The following is a 14194-nucleotide window of genomic DNA, read 5'->3' as shown; positions in this document are numbered from 1 at the left end:
TTACGCGGCAACGGTGGCACGGACCGCTGCGCCGGTCGGGCCAACCGCCGATGACGAACGCGCCGGCGCCGCTCCCGTCGTCCGCCCCGGCGATCCCGCCACTGCCGCAGGTCCGGTTGCCCTCGCTCACCGGGCTGCGCTTCCTCGCCGCGTTCGTCGTCTTCGGCTTCCACCTGCACGCCGGCGGGTTGTTCGCGGGCACGGGAGCCGAAGGCGTCCTCGAAGCGGTGTTCGGGCAGGGCGCGACCGGGGTCGGGTTCTTCTTCCTCCTGTCCGGTTTCGTGCTCACGTGGTCCGCGCGGGAAGGCGTGCCGGCGAGCGTCGGCCGGCGGCGCAGGGCGGCCAGGGTGCTGCCCAACCACGTGGTGGTCTGGGTCGTGGTGTTCGCCGGCCTCGCCTGGCTGGGCGGCGTGTCCGTGCTCTCGGGCGTGGTGGGGCTGTTCCTGCTCCAAGCCTGGGTGCCGGTCCAGTCGGTCTACTTCGGCGTCAACACGCCGGCGTGGTCGCTGTCGTGCGAGGCCGCGTTCTACGCGGCGTTCGCCTGGCTCCTGGCGCGGGTGGACCGCGTGCCGCGGCGGAGGCTCTGGGCGCTCGCGCTCGGCCTCATGGCCGCGGTGGTCCTGGTCCCGGTGATCGCCCTGCCGCTGCCCGCGGACCTGGAGTACTGGTTCGTCTACGTCTTCCCGGTGACCCGGGCGCTGGAGTTCGTGCTGGGCATGGCGCTGGCCCGGATCGTGCGCGCCGGCCGCTGGCCCCGGCTGCCCCTGTGGCGGGCGGGCGCGCTCGCGGTCGCCGGGTACGTCGGCTCCGGTCACCTGCCGGGCACGTTCGGCTACGTCGCCGGCACGGTCGTCCCGCTGGCGCTGCTCATCCCGGCCGCCGCGGTCGCCGACATCACCGGCGCGCGGTCACCGTGGCGCGGCCGCACGGCGGTGTTCCTCGGCGAGGTCTCGTTCGCCTTCTACCTGGTGCACCAGGTGGTGATGCGGGCGGCGGAGGCGCTCGGGCCGCACGACGTCGCCCTGGCCGGGGCGATCGGGATCGCCGTGGCCGTCCTGGGCGTCTCGCTCGGGCTGGCGTGGCTGCTGCACCGGCTCGTCGAACGGCCGGCGCAGCGCCGCCTGCTCAGGCCGGCAGCTCCCGCCTGAGCACCTTCTCCAACTCGTGCCCGGCCGCGTCCCACGACCGGCCGGACACGCTCGCCGACGCGGCCCGGGCCACCGCGTCGAAGTCCGGTGACGTGACCACGTCGGACAGCGCGCGGGCCAGGTCGTGCGGTGTCGCGGGCGCGTACCGGACGTGGTCGTTGTCCAGCACGACCCGGTTGTGCACGGCGTCGTTGACGACCGGCAGGCACCCGGCGGCCAGCATCTCGTGCGGCACCAGCGAGACGTTCGTCATCGACAGCGTGAGGCCCGCGTAGCACCGGTTGTAGATCTCGTTGAGCCGGTCGGGCGTGACCAGCCCGTGGTCGACGTGCCGCGGGCCCAGCGAGCCGATCTTCTCCCCGTACGTGTGGATCACGACGTCCGGGTGCCGCTCGGCGAAGATCTCCAACGCCAGCAACCCGATCTCGATCGCCCGCCGGGGCGCCAGCCGGCGCGCGTAGAACACCACGCCGTTCCGCCGCACGCCCTCGGTCAGGTGGTAGCGGTCCGCGTCGCAGCCGAAGTCGAAGTGGTCGGCCGCCATCCCCGTCTCGGCGCGCACCTTGTCGGCCAGGAACCGGCCGGCGGTGAAGCCGTGGAACCCCATCCGGTAGGTGTTCTCCGCCAACGCCGAGAGTCCGCCGACCGGGAAGAACCACGGCTCGTAGTCCTGCACGAGGTAGAACCGCCTGCCCGCGCACGGGTCGTTGAACGCCGGGTAGGCCGTCATCCAGGCGGTGGCGAACACGGCGTGCGCGTCGGCCATCCCGTCCGCCACGTCGTGCACCGACCCGCGGAAGCCCGGGAACGCCGACCTGATCACCTGCTCGTGGTCGGCCGCACGGCTGCCGTACACGTCGTACAGGTACAGCCGGCACGTGTGCCCCACCGACTCCAGGTGCTCGATCAGCCGGAACATCGTGGTGTGCCCGCCGGAGCCCGGTGAGGGCGGCGTGCTGACCCAGTTGACCACCAGCCGCCCGTCCTCCGGCACCGGCGGCACGACCACCGGCCGCCGCGCGCCGATGTCCGCCGCGCGCACGTCCTCCAGGCGCACCGGGAACACCTCGGCGCCCGCGCCGAACCGCCGTGCCGCACGGCCGAGCGCGCGGGCGCCGACCTGACGCACACCCTGTTCGCGCATGATGCGCGTGACCTGGTGCGCCCGCCGTCGCAACTGCCGGACGACCCTCACGCGCCACTCCTCCGCAACAGGCCCAGCACCTCGTGGCGCAGGGGGAACACCACGGCCGCGTACGCCAGCGACGCCAACGCGCCGCCCACCAGCAGCCGCCACAGGGCGCCGTCGAGGACCCACTGCACGCCCGACGCCACCAGGACCATCACCACACCGCCGGCCACCGGCCGCGCGACCGCCGCGCCCAACGCCCGCGCCCGCAACCCGTAGGGCCGGAAGGCGATCAGGTACGCGGGCACGATCACCACGAGCACGACCACGCTCTGCGCCAGCGCCACGCCCCGGATGCCGTCCAGGTGCGCGCCCAGCGCCAGCAGCGGCACGAGCGCGGCCAGCCACACCAGGTGGATGACCAGGATCGCGCGCGACCGCCCGGCGCCGGCCAGGTAGTCGTACCCGAGCTCCAACGCCACCCGCAGCGCTCCCAGCAGCACCAGCAACGCCAACGCCTGCGCGGCCGGCGCCCACCGCTCGCCGTACACCGTGCGCACGAGCGGGTCGGCCAGCGCCGCCAGCAGCACGCACGCGGGCACCGTCACCAGCGCGAGCAGCCGCAACGCACGCGCGAACGTACGCGCGAACAGCTCCGGATCATCTCTGACCTGCGCGAACGCCGCCAGTGACACGCTGCGCACCGGCTGCGAGAACGCGCCGACCGGCCAGTTCGCCAGGTTGAACGCGAGCAGGTAGAACCCCAGCGGCACCGTGCCGAGCACGCCGCCCACGATGACGTAGTCGACGTTGAGCACCCCGAACACGAGCAGGCTCGCACCCGCCAACGGCAGCCCGAACGCCAGCACCTCCCGTGCCCGCGCCGGGTCGAACCCCGGTCCGTAGCGCTTCGGCGTGTAGGCGAACATCACCACCGCGGCGACCAGGTTGGTGGCGATCCGCGACCACGCCAGGCTCCACGCGCCGAAGCCCAGCAGCGCGAGCACGACCACCACGGCCGTGCCGACGACGAACGCCGACGTGTCCGCGACGAACTTGTGGTCCTGCCGGAACTCGCGTTGCAGCACGGCGCCCGGCACCGCCGACGCGCCGGCGACCACCAGCGACAACGACATGAGCTGGATCACGCCCGTCGCCTGCGGCGTGTCCATCGCCTCGGCGAACCACGGCGCGCCGAGCACGCACAGCAGCGCCAACAGCGCGCCGGACGCGATGGACAGCGTCGTCACCGTGGGCGCGAGCTCCTCGACCGGGCGTTCGCTGCGCACCAGGGCGACGCTCACGCCCATCTCGCTGACGCTCATCACGATGTTGAGCACCACCAGCGCGACCGCGAACACGCCGAACTGCTCCGGTGCGATCAGCCGGGCCAGCAGGACGCCGACACCCACCTGGCCCAACCGCTGCACCAGGCTGTTGACCACGCTCCACCGGATCGCCGAACCGACCTTGCGCCGCAGTTCCGGCCGCCCGGTCACCGGCGGCTCCACCTCGGCGGTCACTGGCCGCGCCACTTCCAGACCTGCTTGCCCACGACGCCTGCGCCGCGCTTGACCAGGTGGCTGCCGACGAACAGCTGCGTGCGGCTGCACACCCTCGGCCCCACCGCCCGTCGCCGCCGCAACGCCCGGTACTCGGGCAACCGCGCCGCGTCGGGGAACACCCGCCGGGCGAACGCCTCCAGCTCGTCCACCGGGATCTCGTCGAGCCGGTCCCGGTCGTAGGCGCGCACCGCCCGCCACAGCGCGTCCTTGGCGATCGACCGGTCGGCCAGCGCCCGCAGCCGCGCCGGCAGGTCGGGGTGCTCGGCGAAGAACCGCTCGAACACGGCCTGCCGCTGCTCCAGATCGGCGAAGAGCGACGAGAACTGCGTGCGCATCATGCTCTGCTGGTGCACGCGGTAGTACGCGGCGGGCTTGCCGCGCACGTAGCCGATGTCGGACACCGCGGCGATGCGCATCCACATCTCCAGGTCGCCCGCGTGCGGCAGGTCGGGCCGGTAGCCGCCGACGGCCTGCTGCACCGACGTGCGCACCACGGCCTCGGGCGAGGACAGCACGTTCTGCCCGGTGCGGCACCGCGCCTCGATCCAGTCCACACCGGACCAGACCGTGCGGCCGGCCGGCGGGGCGATCACGGACGGCAGGTTGTCGTGATCGGTGTAATAAACGACACGTCCGTACACCATGCCGACGTTCGGGTTCGCCTCGAAGACCTCGGCGGCACGGGCCAACGCGCCCGGCGCGAGCAGGTCGTCGGCGGACAGCAGCACGGTGTAGTCGGCCTTGGCCCACTCCAGCAGGCCCTCGTTGTAGGTCGCGATGTGGCCCTGGTTGACCTCGTGCCTGCGGCCCTCGACCCGGGGATCGCGCGCCAGGTCGGCCACGACCTCGGGCGTCTCGTCGGTGGACGTGTCGTCGATGATCAGCACCCGCACGTCGACACCGGGTTGGTCGAGCACGCTCTTCACGCACGCGCGCAGGAACCGCGCGTAGTTGTAACACGGGATGACGACGTCGACCGTTGGTCGTGCCGGGGGCTCAGTCACGCTCTACTCATCGTGCGCGACCGCGGATCGTTAACGGCGCGGCCCCGATCCCGATGTACGGGACACGAGGGAAGGGGTTCCATGGACCACGTCGTGCTGACGCGCTTCAACCTGCCGTCCGTCGGGGCGGAGAGCGTCGTGCGGGCGCGGGAGGGGTGGTTGACCGAACGCGTCGGGCTGTTCGAGCGGTACTGCCTGCCGTCCGTGGCGGCGCAGACGTCCTCGGACTTCCGGTGGCTCGTCTACTTCGACCCGGAGAGCCCGCGGTGGCTCAAGGACCGCATCGAGGCGCACGGCGACGCGTACACGCCCGTGTTCCGCACGCAGGTCAGCCGCGACGAGCTGGTCGAGGACATCGCCAAGCTCTTCCCGGTCAAGGGCGACGAGCTGATCACCACCAACCTCGACAACGACGACGGCCTCGCCGCGGACTTCGTCGCCCGGCTCCAGGCGCAGCCGTCCACCGGTCGCCGCACCGCCCTGTACCTGGCGAACGGGCTGGTCAAGAGCCCAACCGGGTTGTTCGCGCACCACGACCGCGACAACGCGTTCGCCTCGATGCGGGAGAGCTGGGACGCGCCGGTGACGTGCTGGGCCGACTGGCACAACCGGCTGCACCGGCACGCCGAGGTGGTGTCGCTGGGCGGACCGCCCGGCTGGCTCCAGGTCGTGCACGGCGGGAACGTGAGCAACCGCACCCGCGGCAGGCTGGTCGCGCCCGCGCCGCACCGGGCGCTGTTCGGCGCGGCGCTGGACGACGTGCCGGAGCCCGCCGGCGGTGTGCTGGCCCGTGACCGGTTCGTCGGTCACCCGCTGCGGTCGGCGCGTGACGGGGCCCGGTACGTGGTCAAGACCGCGGCGATGCGGCTGCTCGGCCCGGACGGCTTCGAGAAGGCGAAACGGGTGCTGGCCGCGCGGACGTCGAGGTGAAGCCGACCCGTGCGGCGCTGGCGCTCGCCCTCGTCGCGACCGCGTGCACGGCCGAGGCGCAACGGCCGGCCGACCCGCCACCGGTCCTCGCCGGCCCGTCCGTCGACTACTACAAGAAGTGGGCCAACGGACCCAACCCGACCGGCGACCCGGCCGTGTTCCCGATCAACGTCTGGATGCAGGACCCGTCCGGCGTCGAGAACGGGAAGAAGCTCGGCCGGGCGTTCCCGGAGATCGGCGTCGACTTCGGCATCGGGCTCTGGGAGGACGAGTGGTGGTACCTCCGCCAGGAAGGGCTCCACGAGACCGACTGGCGCGTGTACGTGGACGGCACGCGCGTCGACGAGGTCCTGGCCGACACCGCGCACGCCCGCAACTACGTCGGCTACCTGATCGCCGACGAGCCGGACATGACCAAGGTCTACGGCGACGTGTTCCACCCGGACATGCAGCCGTCGGCGATCGTGAAGGCCGCCGACGCGGTGCGCGCCGAGGACCCGTCCCGGCCGACGTACCTCAACTTCAGCCCGTGGATGGGCACGCCGACCGGCGAGATCGGCTACGGCTACATCGAGGAGTCCTACGAAGAGGACATGCGGACCTACTGCTCGGCCGCGGACATCGCGTCGGCCGACTACTACGGCTGGACCCACCCCGACCGCAACCACACCGTCGGCGCGTACAGCTACGGGCAGGTCATCGACACGATGCGCAAGTGGTGCGGCCCGGACAAGCCGCTGTACGGGTTCGTCGAGACGGGGCACCCGCACGACCGCGGCGAGATCATCGACCCCGACCAGCTCGAATCGGCGGTGTGGAACACGATCCTGCACGGCGCCACCGGCATCAACTACTTCGCGCACAGCTTCTACACCGACGGGACGGGGGAGTACTCCAGCATCCTGACCCGCCCGGAGATCACCGCCCGCGTCGCCGCGGTGAACGCGCGCCTGAAGTCGTTGGCGCCGGTGCTCAACGCGCCGAACGCGCCGGGCGTGACCGCGTCGAGCGACAACGGCATCCCGGTCCCCGTACTGCACAAGGATCCGGGCATGCACAAGCAGCTCGGCGACACCCGGTGGGTGCTGGCGCAGACCGACGGCACCAAGGACCACCCCCGCAGCCTCGCCGCCCGCGTCACGCTCACCGTGCCGGTGTCGTCGGGCACGGCCACGGTGGTGGACGAGGACCGGACCGTGCCGATCGTGGACGGCCGGATCGTGGACGACTTCGGTCCGTACCAAGTCCACGTGTACCGGTTCTGACGGCTAACGGCGGGGCGCCGGCCGGCGATGGGGGCAGTGGACCCCAACCCACGGAGGCCGATCGTGCTCAGACAGATCCGCAAGGCGCCGGCGGTGTGCGGCGCGGTCGCCCTGGGAGCGGCGCTGCTGCTCGGACCGTCCGGGACGGCCGTGGCGGCCCCCGTGCGCGTGCTCGCCTACGTCGCCAACAACGGCGGCGGGGTGTCGGTGCTGGACACCGCGACGAACGCCGTCACCGCCACGCTCGTCGACTCCGCGGGCGACTCGCCCTACGGCGTCGGCGTCGCGTTCGACGGCACGCGCGGCTACGTGACGAACGTCCGGGACGACACGCTCACCATCATCGACACGCCGACCAACACCGTGGACGCGTCCGTGCCGGTCGGCGACGGCCCCGCCGGCGTCGTCGTGTCGCCGTCGGGTGGGCACGTGTACGTGTCGAACTACCTGGCGGGCACGGTGTCCGTGGTGGACGCGGCCACGTCGACGACCACCGAGACCATCCCGGTCGGCGCGAACGCCGACGGCATCGCGATCGCGCCGGACGGCAGGCGGCTCTACGTCGCCCACGACGTCGCGGGCCCCGGCACGGTCTCCGTGGTGGACACCGCGACGAACGCGAAGGTCGCCGACATCCCGACCGGCAACACCCCGACCGCCGTGGCCGTGACCCCCGACGGCGCGAAGCTCGTCGTGGTCAACAAGCTGTCGAACACCGTGTCCGTGGTCGACACCGCGTCCAACGCCGTGATCGGCGCGGTCCCGGTCAGCTTCATCCCGCACGGCGTCGCGATCTCCCCGGACGGCGCGCGCGCCTACGTGACCAACAGCGAAGGCCACAGCCTGTCGGTGGTCGACGTCAACGCGCTGACGCAGGTGGCCCGGATCCCGGTGGGCAGCAGGCCGATCAGCGTCTCCCTGACCCCGGACGGCGCGAAGGCCTACGTGACGAACTACAACAGCGACACCGTGTCCATCGTGGACACCACGACCCTGGCGGTCGTCGGTACGGTCCCCGTGGGCGCGAACCCGGTCGGCATCGCGATCCACGCCGTACCCCCGGCACCCACCAAGCTGACCGCCGGCCACGCCCAGCTGCAGCTGCGCCTGCTCGGCTTCACCGCGCGCGGCCTGGACGCCACCCTCACCGAGTCCCACACGGGCAAACCGGTGGCGGGCAAGCAGATCTCCTTCCGCACGGTCAAGGGCCACCCGCTCTGCACCGCCACCACGAACGCCTACGGCAAGGCGCAGTGCGACGCCAACGTACCCCTGCTGGTGGGCCTGGCCACCCTGCTCCAGGGCTACACGGCGAGCCACGCGGGCGACCTGACCCACGGCCGTTCCGCCGCGCACGGCTCCATCGCCCTCACCCTGCTCTGACCCGGCAGAGCCCGGCCGCCACCAGGACCGCGACGAGCAACGAGCCGATGGCCGCGTGCACGGCCGTGCCGAAGGCGGCGAACTGGAGCAGGAAGCCGAAGGCGACGGACGACACCAGCCGCGCCAACGCCTGTCCCGTCTGCACCACCGCCAACCCGGACGCCCGCAACGACTCCGGCACGAGCGCGCTGACGCGGGCGGACAGGACGCCGTCCGTCGCGGCGTAGAAGAGCCCGTGCAGCAACAGGGCCGCACCGACCCCGGCGTAACCGGTGCCGGCGGCCAGCAGCAGCACGTACACGCCCAGCAGCAGCACGTGCCCGCCCAGGAACACCGGCCACCGGCCGATCCGGTCGGCCAGGCGTCCCACCGGCGCGGCGGCGAGGAGGAACACCAGAGCCGTGCCCAACGGCAACAGCGGCAACAGGTGCAGCGGCGCGCTCGTCGCCTTCTGCACCAGGATGAACACGAACGCGTCCGACAACGTCGCCAGGCCCAGCACCGCCGACGCGACCGCCAGCCGCCGGTACCCCGCCTCCCGCAGCAGCGCGAGACCCGCCTTCACCGACGGCCGCGGCCCGGTCGGCGCGGGGCGCGGGTTCTCCCGCACGAACGCCACCAGCACGATCAGCCCCACCACCGCGAAGCACGCGCTCACCACGAACACCGGGCCCGCGACCGTGCCGACCCAGTACAGCAGCAGGAACGTCACCAACGGCCCGAGCAGCGCGCCCACCGTGTCCATGCTCCGGTGCAGCCCGAACGCCGCGCCCAACCGGTCCGGCGGCGTGGCCAACGAGATCAGCGCGTCCCGCGGCGCGGTGCGCAGCCCCTTGCCCGCGCGGTCCGCCGCCATGGTCGCGCCGATCCCGAACGCCGACGCGCCCACGAGCGGGAAGATGAGCTTCGTCACCGCCGACAGCCCGTAACCGACCGCGGCGACCGCCTTGTGCCGGTGCGTCCGGTCCGACAGGTGCCCGCCGACGAGCCTCAGCACCGCCGTCGCACCGGTGTACAGGCCGTCGAGGACGCCGAACTGCGCGTAGCTCAGGTTGAGCGTGAACAGCAGGTAGACCGGCATGAACGCGGTGACCATCTCGGCCGAGACGTCGGTCAGCAGGCTCACCGCGCCCAACGCGACGACCGTGCCGGGAACCCTGCCCCTGACCCGCTCGCCGGGCCGGACGGACGCAACGTACATGCCCCCGATATCGGTCACGTGCGGTAACCGTTACCGCCGTTCGGGGACGTCGTAACGGGGACCACCCGGAACCCGATGACGCGGGTATGCCGGACATAGCGCAGGCCCGCGTTCGCGTGGGCGCCGTCGACGTGTGGTCCGTCCGCGAGTCCGGTGTGGCCGACCACGTCGCCGAGGCCTGGCGACGGGCCGAGGGCGGCGCGATCGTCACGGCCAACGTGGACATCGTGCGCGCGGCGACCCGCAGCCCCGAGCTCGCGGCGCTGATCGCCGAGTCCGAGCTGGTCGTCGCCGACGGGATGCCGGTCGTGTGGGCGGGCAGGCTCGCGGGCGTCCCGGTGCCCGAACGGGTCACCGGGTCGTCACTGGTGTTCACCCTCGCCGAAGCCGCCGCCCGCGAGGGCCGTTCGCTCTACCTGCTCGGCGGTGAGCCGGGCGTGCCGGAGAAGGCCGCCGACGCGCTGCGCGCCCAGTACCCCGGGCTGCGCGTGGTGGGCACGGACTCGCCGCCGTTCGGGTTCGAGACCTCCGCCGCGGCCACCGCCGGGACCGTCGCCAAGGCCGTGGGGGCCAAGCCGGACCTGGTGTTCGTCGGCCTCGGCTTCCCCAAGCAGGAACGCCTGATCCGACTCCTGCGCGCCGAGCTGCCCGCGTCCTGGTTCCTCGGCTGCGGCGCGGGCATCCCGATGGCCGCGGGCGAGTTCCGGCGCGCCTCGGGCGCGGTGCAGAAGCTGGGCGCGGAGTGGCTGCACCGCCTCGCGCTCGAACCGCGCCGCCTGGCCAGGCGCTACCTGCGCGACGACCTGCCGTTCGCGTTCCGCCTGCTCGGGGGCGCGCTGCGCACCCGGTTGCGCCGCTCGACCGCCGACGGAGTCGGCGACCAGCCCGGGGAGCAGAAGTGCCGCTAGCCGTCGTCGTCGTGACCTACCACAGCGCGGACGTCGTCGAGGACTGCCTGAAGTCTGTGGCGATCGCGCTGGAGTCCATTCCGGACAGCCGGGTCGTGGTGGTGGACAACGCTTCCACCGACGACACCCTGGCGGTCGTGGCACGGGTCGCGCCGCACGCCCAAGTCGTCGCCCGCGCGTCCAACGACGGCTTCGCGGCGGGCGTCAACGCCGGGTTCGCCGCCGCGCCGGACTGCGACGTGCTGGTGCTCAACCCGGACGTCCGGCTGCACCGCGACGCCGTCACGCTGCTGCGCGCCGCGCTCGCGCTGCCCGGCACCGGCATCGCGGTGCCCCGGCTGGCCGGTCCCGACGGAGCGCCGCAGCTGTCGTTGCGCCGGGCGCCGAACCCGTTGCGCGCCCTGGGCGAAGCGCTCCTCGGCGGCACGCGGGCCGGCCGGTCCGAGGCTCTCGGCGAGCTGGTGGTCGACCCGCTCCGGTACGAGACGGCCGGCACGGCGGACTGGGCGACCGGCGCGGCGTGGCTGATCTCCCGCGAGGCGCGCGAGGCGACCGGCGTGCTGGAGGAGCGGTACTTCCTGTACTCGGAGGAGACCGAGTACATGGTGCGCGCGGGCGAGCGCGGTTACGCCATCCGCTACGAGCCGCGGGCGCGTGCCGTGCACCTCGGCGGCGAGCAGTCGACGTCGCCGGTGCTGTGGTCGATGGCCACCACGAACCGGGTCCGCGCGGTCCGCGAGCGCGACGGCCGCCCGGCCGCCTTCGCGATGTGGTGCGCCGTGCTGCTGAACGAGCTGCTGCGCGTGCCGCGCGGCGCCAAGCACCGCAAGGCCGTCGGCGACCTGCTGCGCTGGCGGCGGTGGCCGGCCCGCCCCGGCGCGGACCCCGAACCCGGCTGGGTGTGCTTCTCCGCGCAGGACTGGTGGTACCACAACCGGGCGCACTCGGACTTCCAGCTGATGCGGTCGATGGCCGCGCACCGCAGGGTGCTCGTGGTCAACAGCATCGGCATGCGGATGCCGACCCGCGGCAACAGCACCCACGTGGCCCGGCGCGTCCTGCGCAAGCTGCGCAGCGTGGCCAAGTTCGTGCGCCGGCCGATGCCGGACTTCTACGTGATGTCCCCGTTGCCGCTGCCGTTCTACGGCTCGCCGTTGCTGCGCAAGGTCAACGCCGTCCTGGTCCGCGCCCAGGTGCGGCTGGTCGCCCTCGCGCTGGGCCTGCGCACGCCGGTGATCATGGTGACGATCCCCACCGCCTGGGACGTCGTCGCCCCGATGCGCCGGCACAGCCTGGTGTTCAACCGCTCGGACCGGCACTCGGACTTCCCCGAGGCCGACCGCGCGTCCATCGAGGCGTTGGAGGAGCAGCTGCTGGCCAACGCCGACCACGTCGTGTACGTCAGCCACGCGTTGATGGACGAGGAGCTGCCGCGCACCGGCTCCCGCGCCCACTTCCTCGACCACGGCGTGGACGTCGACCACTTCACCGCGCGGCCGGAGCACGAGTGGCCGTCGGACGTCCGCGCGATCCCCGGCCCGCGCATCGGCTTCTTCGGCGCGCTGGACGACTTCGTGGTCGACTTCGACCTGCTGGAACGCGTCGCCGCCGAGCTGCCGCACGCGTCCCTGGTGCTGATCGGCGACGCGACCCACCCGATGGAGCGCTTCGACAAGTACCCGAACGTGCACTGGCTGGGCTTCCGCCCCTACACCACGATCCCGGCCTACGGCTCGGCGTTCGACGTGGCGATCATGCCCTGGCAGGACAACGACTGGATCAAACGGTCCAACCCCATCAAGCTGAAGGAGTACCTGGCCCTGGGCCTCCCGGTGGTCAGCACCGACTTCGCCGAGCTGGCCGGCTACACCGACCGCGTCCGCGCCGCCCGCACCCACGCCGACTTCGTCGACGCCCTGCGCACCACCCTCGCGACCGGCCCCCTGCTGCCGCCGCACGCCCTCCGCGCCTCGGTCGAACCGCACTCCTGGCACGCCCGCACCCTGACCCTCCTCACCCTGACCACCGCGAGGGACCCTCGACTCCACGACCCGGTCTGAGGTTGCGCGGCTGTGTGCTGCGCCGCGAACCTCGCCGTCTTGCCCAAGAGGGGTGGCCGGCGCATCTAGTGTGGGTGTCGTGCAGCCACTGCCCCCGAACGCCCCGTCGCGGATCGGCGACTACACGCTGCTCGCCGCCCTCGGCCGCGGCGCGATGGGGTCGGTCTACCTGGCGCGGTCACGCGGCGGGCGGCCGATCGCGGTCAAGGTCTCGCGCGCCGAGCTGGCCGACAACCCCGAGTTCCGCGAGCGCTTCCGCCGCGAGGTCGAGATGGCGCGCGCGGTCGGCGGCTTCTGGACCGCCACCGTGGTGGACGCCGACCCCGACGCCGACCGGCCGTGGATGGCCACCGAGTACATCCCCGGCCCGAGCCTGCAGCAGGCCGTCCAGGACCACGGCCCCCTGCCCGAACGCGCCGTGCGCCGCCTCGCCGGCGGCCTGGCAGAAGCGCTGGTCGCGATCCACGGCGCGGGCCTGGTGCACCGCGACCTCAAGCCGTCGAACGTGCTGCTGGCCGACGACGGCCCCCGCGTGATCGACTTCGGCATCGCCCGCGCCTTGGAGCACTCCGCGCTCACCGAAGCGGGCATCGTGTTCGGCACCCCCGGCTACCTGTCACCCGAGCAGGTCGTCGGCCAGAAGATCACCACCCAGAGTGACGTGTTCGCGCTCGGTTCGGTGCTGGTCTACGCCGCGACGGGCGGTGGGCCGTTCGGCGAGGGCGCCACGTCCGCGCTGGTCTACCGCGTGGTCCACCAGGACCCGGACCTCTCCCGCGTGCCGCCGGGCCTGGTGCCGCTGATCGTGCCGTGCCTGGTCCGGGAGCCGGCGAACCGCCCGACGCCCGCACGCCTGCTGGAGGCGATCGGCCCGCCGTCCGCCGAACCGTCCTGGCTCCCCGCACGCGTCCGCACCATGGTCGAGCAACGGCACACCGAGCTGGGCGAGCTGCCCGCCAAGCCGCCGACCCGCGTGCTGGTGGACGAGCCGCCGCCCAAACCGCCGACCCTCGTCACCCCCGCGCCGGTGCAGCCACGCACCCCGACCGCGGCGCCCGTCCGCATCGACCCCGCGCCCAAGGAGGTCCGCCCCACCGGCGTCCGGTTCAAGACCTCCCGCGCGGTCGGCCTGAGCTGGGCCGGTGCGAACGCGCTGGCCGCCGTCGTGACGGGCTCGATCGCCGACGCCGCCTCCGGCGCGCCCGACGCGGTGCGGGCGGCCGCGTTCCTCGGGTTCCTGGCGTTCGCGCTGGCCGGCATCCGCCTCCTGGTCGGCGTCGCGCGCTCGCCGCTCACCCTCGACGTCGGCCCCGACGGCATCACGCTGTCCAACGGCGAGCAGTCGCGCCGCCTCCCGTGGTACGCGATCGCCCGCGTGAAGGTGGAGGCGCACCACGCCCGCCCGTGGCTCGTGGTCTGGCTGGTCGCCGCCGCCAAGACCCCGGACACGCTGGGACGCGGCAGCTTCACCAAGCACAAGGGCGGCCTGCGCGTCTACCCGATCTCGCACGAGCGCTACCGCAAGCGCCGCGACCGGGACGTGGTCGAGCTGCGCTCCGCCCTCGCCTGGTACGGCTCCGCCGCCTACGACCCCCGATAGG

General features: G+C 73.0%; 11 protein-coding genes. 7 read left to right on the top strand and 4 right to left on the bottom strand.

The features are described 5' to 3' along the window. Positions 1-50: 50 nt before the first annotated feature. Positions 51-1148 carry an acyltransferase family protein gene (locus AB0I91_RS00465; RefSeq protein ID WP_499634403.1) on the top strand — a complete coding sequence of 366 codons (1098 nt, stop codon included), beginning with the start codon at positions 51-53 and terminating at the stop codon, positions 1146-1148. Here AB0I91_RS00465 and AB0I91_RS00460 read toward each other — a convergent pair. From AB0I91_RS00460 to AB0I91_RS00450, 3 genes are read right to left on the bottom strand one after another with little or no spacing between them, the layout of a single operon-like run. Next, a complete protein-coding gene (locus AB0I91_RS00460) occupies positions 1126-2343 on the bottom strand; it encodes a rhamnosyltransferase WsaF family glycosyltransferase (RefSeq protein ID WP_499634400.1) in 1218 nt (405 codons plus the stop codon). The two genes, AB0I91_RS00465 and AB0I91_RS00460, sit on opposite strands and share 23 nt — an antisense overlap. Continuing rightward, the gene (locus AB0I91_RS00455) at positions 2340-3812 is read right to left on the bottom strand and encodes a lipopolysaccharide biosynthesis protein (RefSeq protein WP_498772531.1); all 1473 of its coding nucleotides are present in this window, start codon (positions 3810-3812) and stop codon (positions 2340-2342) included. Before AB0I91_RS00455 ends, AB0I91_RS00460 begins: the two co-directional genes overlap by 4 nt. Continuing rightward, the gene (locus AB0I91_RS00450) at positions 3797-4846 is read right to left on the bottom strand and encodes a glycosyltransferase (RefSeq protein WP_499634397.1); all 1050 of its coding nucleotides are present in this window, start codon (positions 4844-4846) and stop codon (positions 3797-3799) included. The genes AB0I91_RS00455 and AB0I91_RS00450 overlap by 16 nt, the downstream gene beginning before the upstream one ends. An 81-nt stretch (positions 4847-4927) precedes the next feature. Here AB0I91_RS00450 and AB0I91_RS00445 point away from each other — a divergent pair, with 81 nt between their 5' ends. The 3 genes from AB0I91_RS00445 (at position 4928) to AB0I91_RS00435 (ending at position 8424) form a co-directional block, all read left to right on the top strand. Beyond that, positions 4928-5776 (top strand): glycosyltransferase, encoded by an 849-nt coding sequence (locus AB0I91_RS00445; RefSeq protein ID WP_499617374.1) that lies wholly within the window; start codon positions 4928-4930, stop codon positions 5774-5776. Then, on the top strand, positions 5773-7041 hold the full coding sequence (locus AB0I91_RS00440; RefSeq protein WP_499634395.1) for a hypothetical protein: 1269 nt from the start codon (positions 5773-5775) through the stop codon (positions 7039-7041). The genes AB0I91_RS00445 and AB0I91_RS00440 overlap by 4 nt, the downstream gene beginning before the upstream one ends. Before the next feature lie 63 nt (positions 7042-7104). Continuing rightward, on the top strand, positions 7105-8424 hold the full coding sequence (locus tag AB0I91_RS00435) for a cytochrome D1 domain-containing protein (protein ID WP_499634392.1): 1320 nt from the start codon (positions 7105-7107) through the stop codon (positions 8422-8424). On the opposite strand, the gene AB0I91_RS00430 is transcribed toward AB0I91_RS00435, so the two are convergent. Continuing rightward, the gene (locus AB0I91_RS00430; protein ID WP_498772817.1) at positions 8411-9625 is read right to left on the bottom strand and encodes an MFS transporter; all 1215 of its coding nucleotides are present in this window, start codon (positions 9623-9625) and stop codon (positions 8411-8413) included. The two genes, AB0I91_RS00435 and AB0I91_RS00430, sit on opposite strands and share 14 nt — an antisense overlap. An 86-nt stretch (positions 9626-9711) precedes the next feature. On the opposite strand from AB0I91_RS00430, the gene AB0I91_RS00425 reads away from it, so the two are divergent. From AB0I91_RS00425 to AB0I91_RS00415, 3 genes are all read left to right on the top strand, one after another. After that, the gene (locus tag AB0I91_RS00425) at positions 9712-10533 is read left to right on the top strand and encodes a WecB/TagA/CpsF family glycosyltransferase (RefSeq protein ID WP_498772541.1); all 822 of its coding nucleotides are present in this window, start codon (positions 9712-9714) and stop codon (positions 10531-10533) included. Further along, positions 10524-12593: a glycosyltransferase gene (locus tag AB0I91_RS00420; RefSeq protein ID WP_499617366.1), complete on the top strand. Its 2070-nt coding sequence runs from the start codon at positions 10524-10526 to the stop codon at positions 12591-12593. The genes AB0I91_RS00425 and AB0I91_RS00420 overlap by 10 nt, the downstream gene beginning before the upstream one ends. A 79-nt stretch (positions 12594-12672) precedes the next feature. Beyond that, positions 12673-14193: a serine/threonine-protein kinase gene (locus AB0I91_RS00415; protein ID WP_499634390.1), complete on the top strand. Its 1521-nt coding sequence runs from the start codon at positions 12673-12675 to the stop codon at positions 14191-14193. Position 14194 lies beyond the last annotated feature (1 nt).

Source organism: Actinosynnema sp. NPDC049800 (genome assembly GCF_040656635.1).
Classification (GTDB): domain Bacteria; phylum Actinomycetota; class Actinomycetes; order Mycobacteriales; family Pseudonocardiaceae; genus Actinosynnema.
The sequence above is the reverse complement of the archived record's forward strand: the minus strand, read 5'-3'. Positions and strand labels throughout refer to the sequence as shown.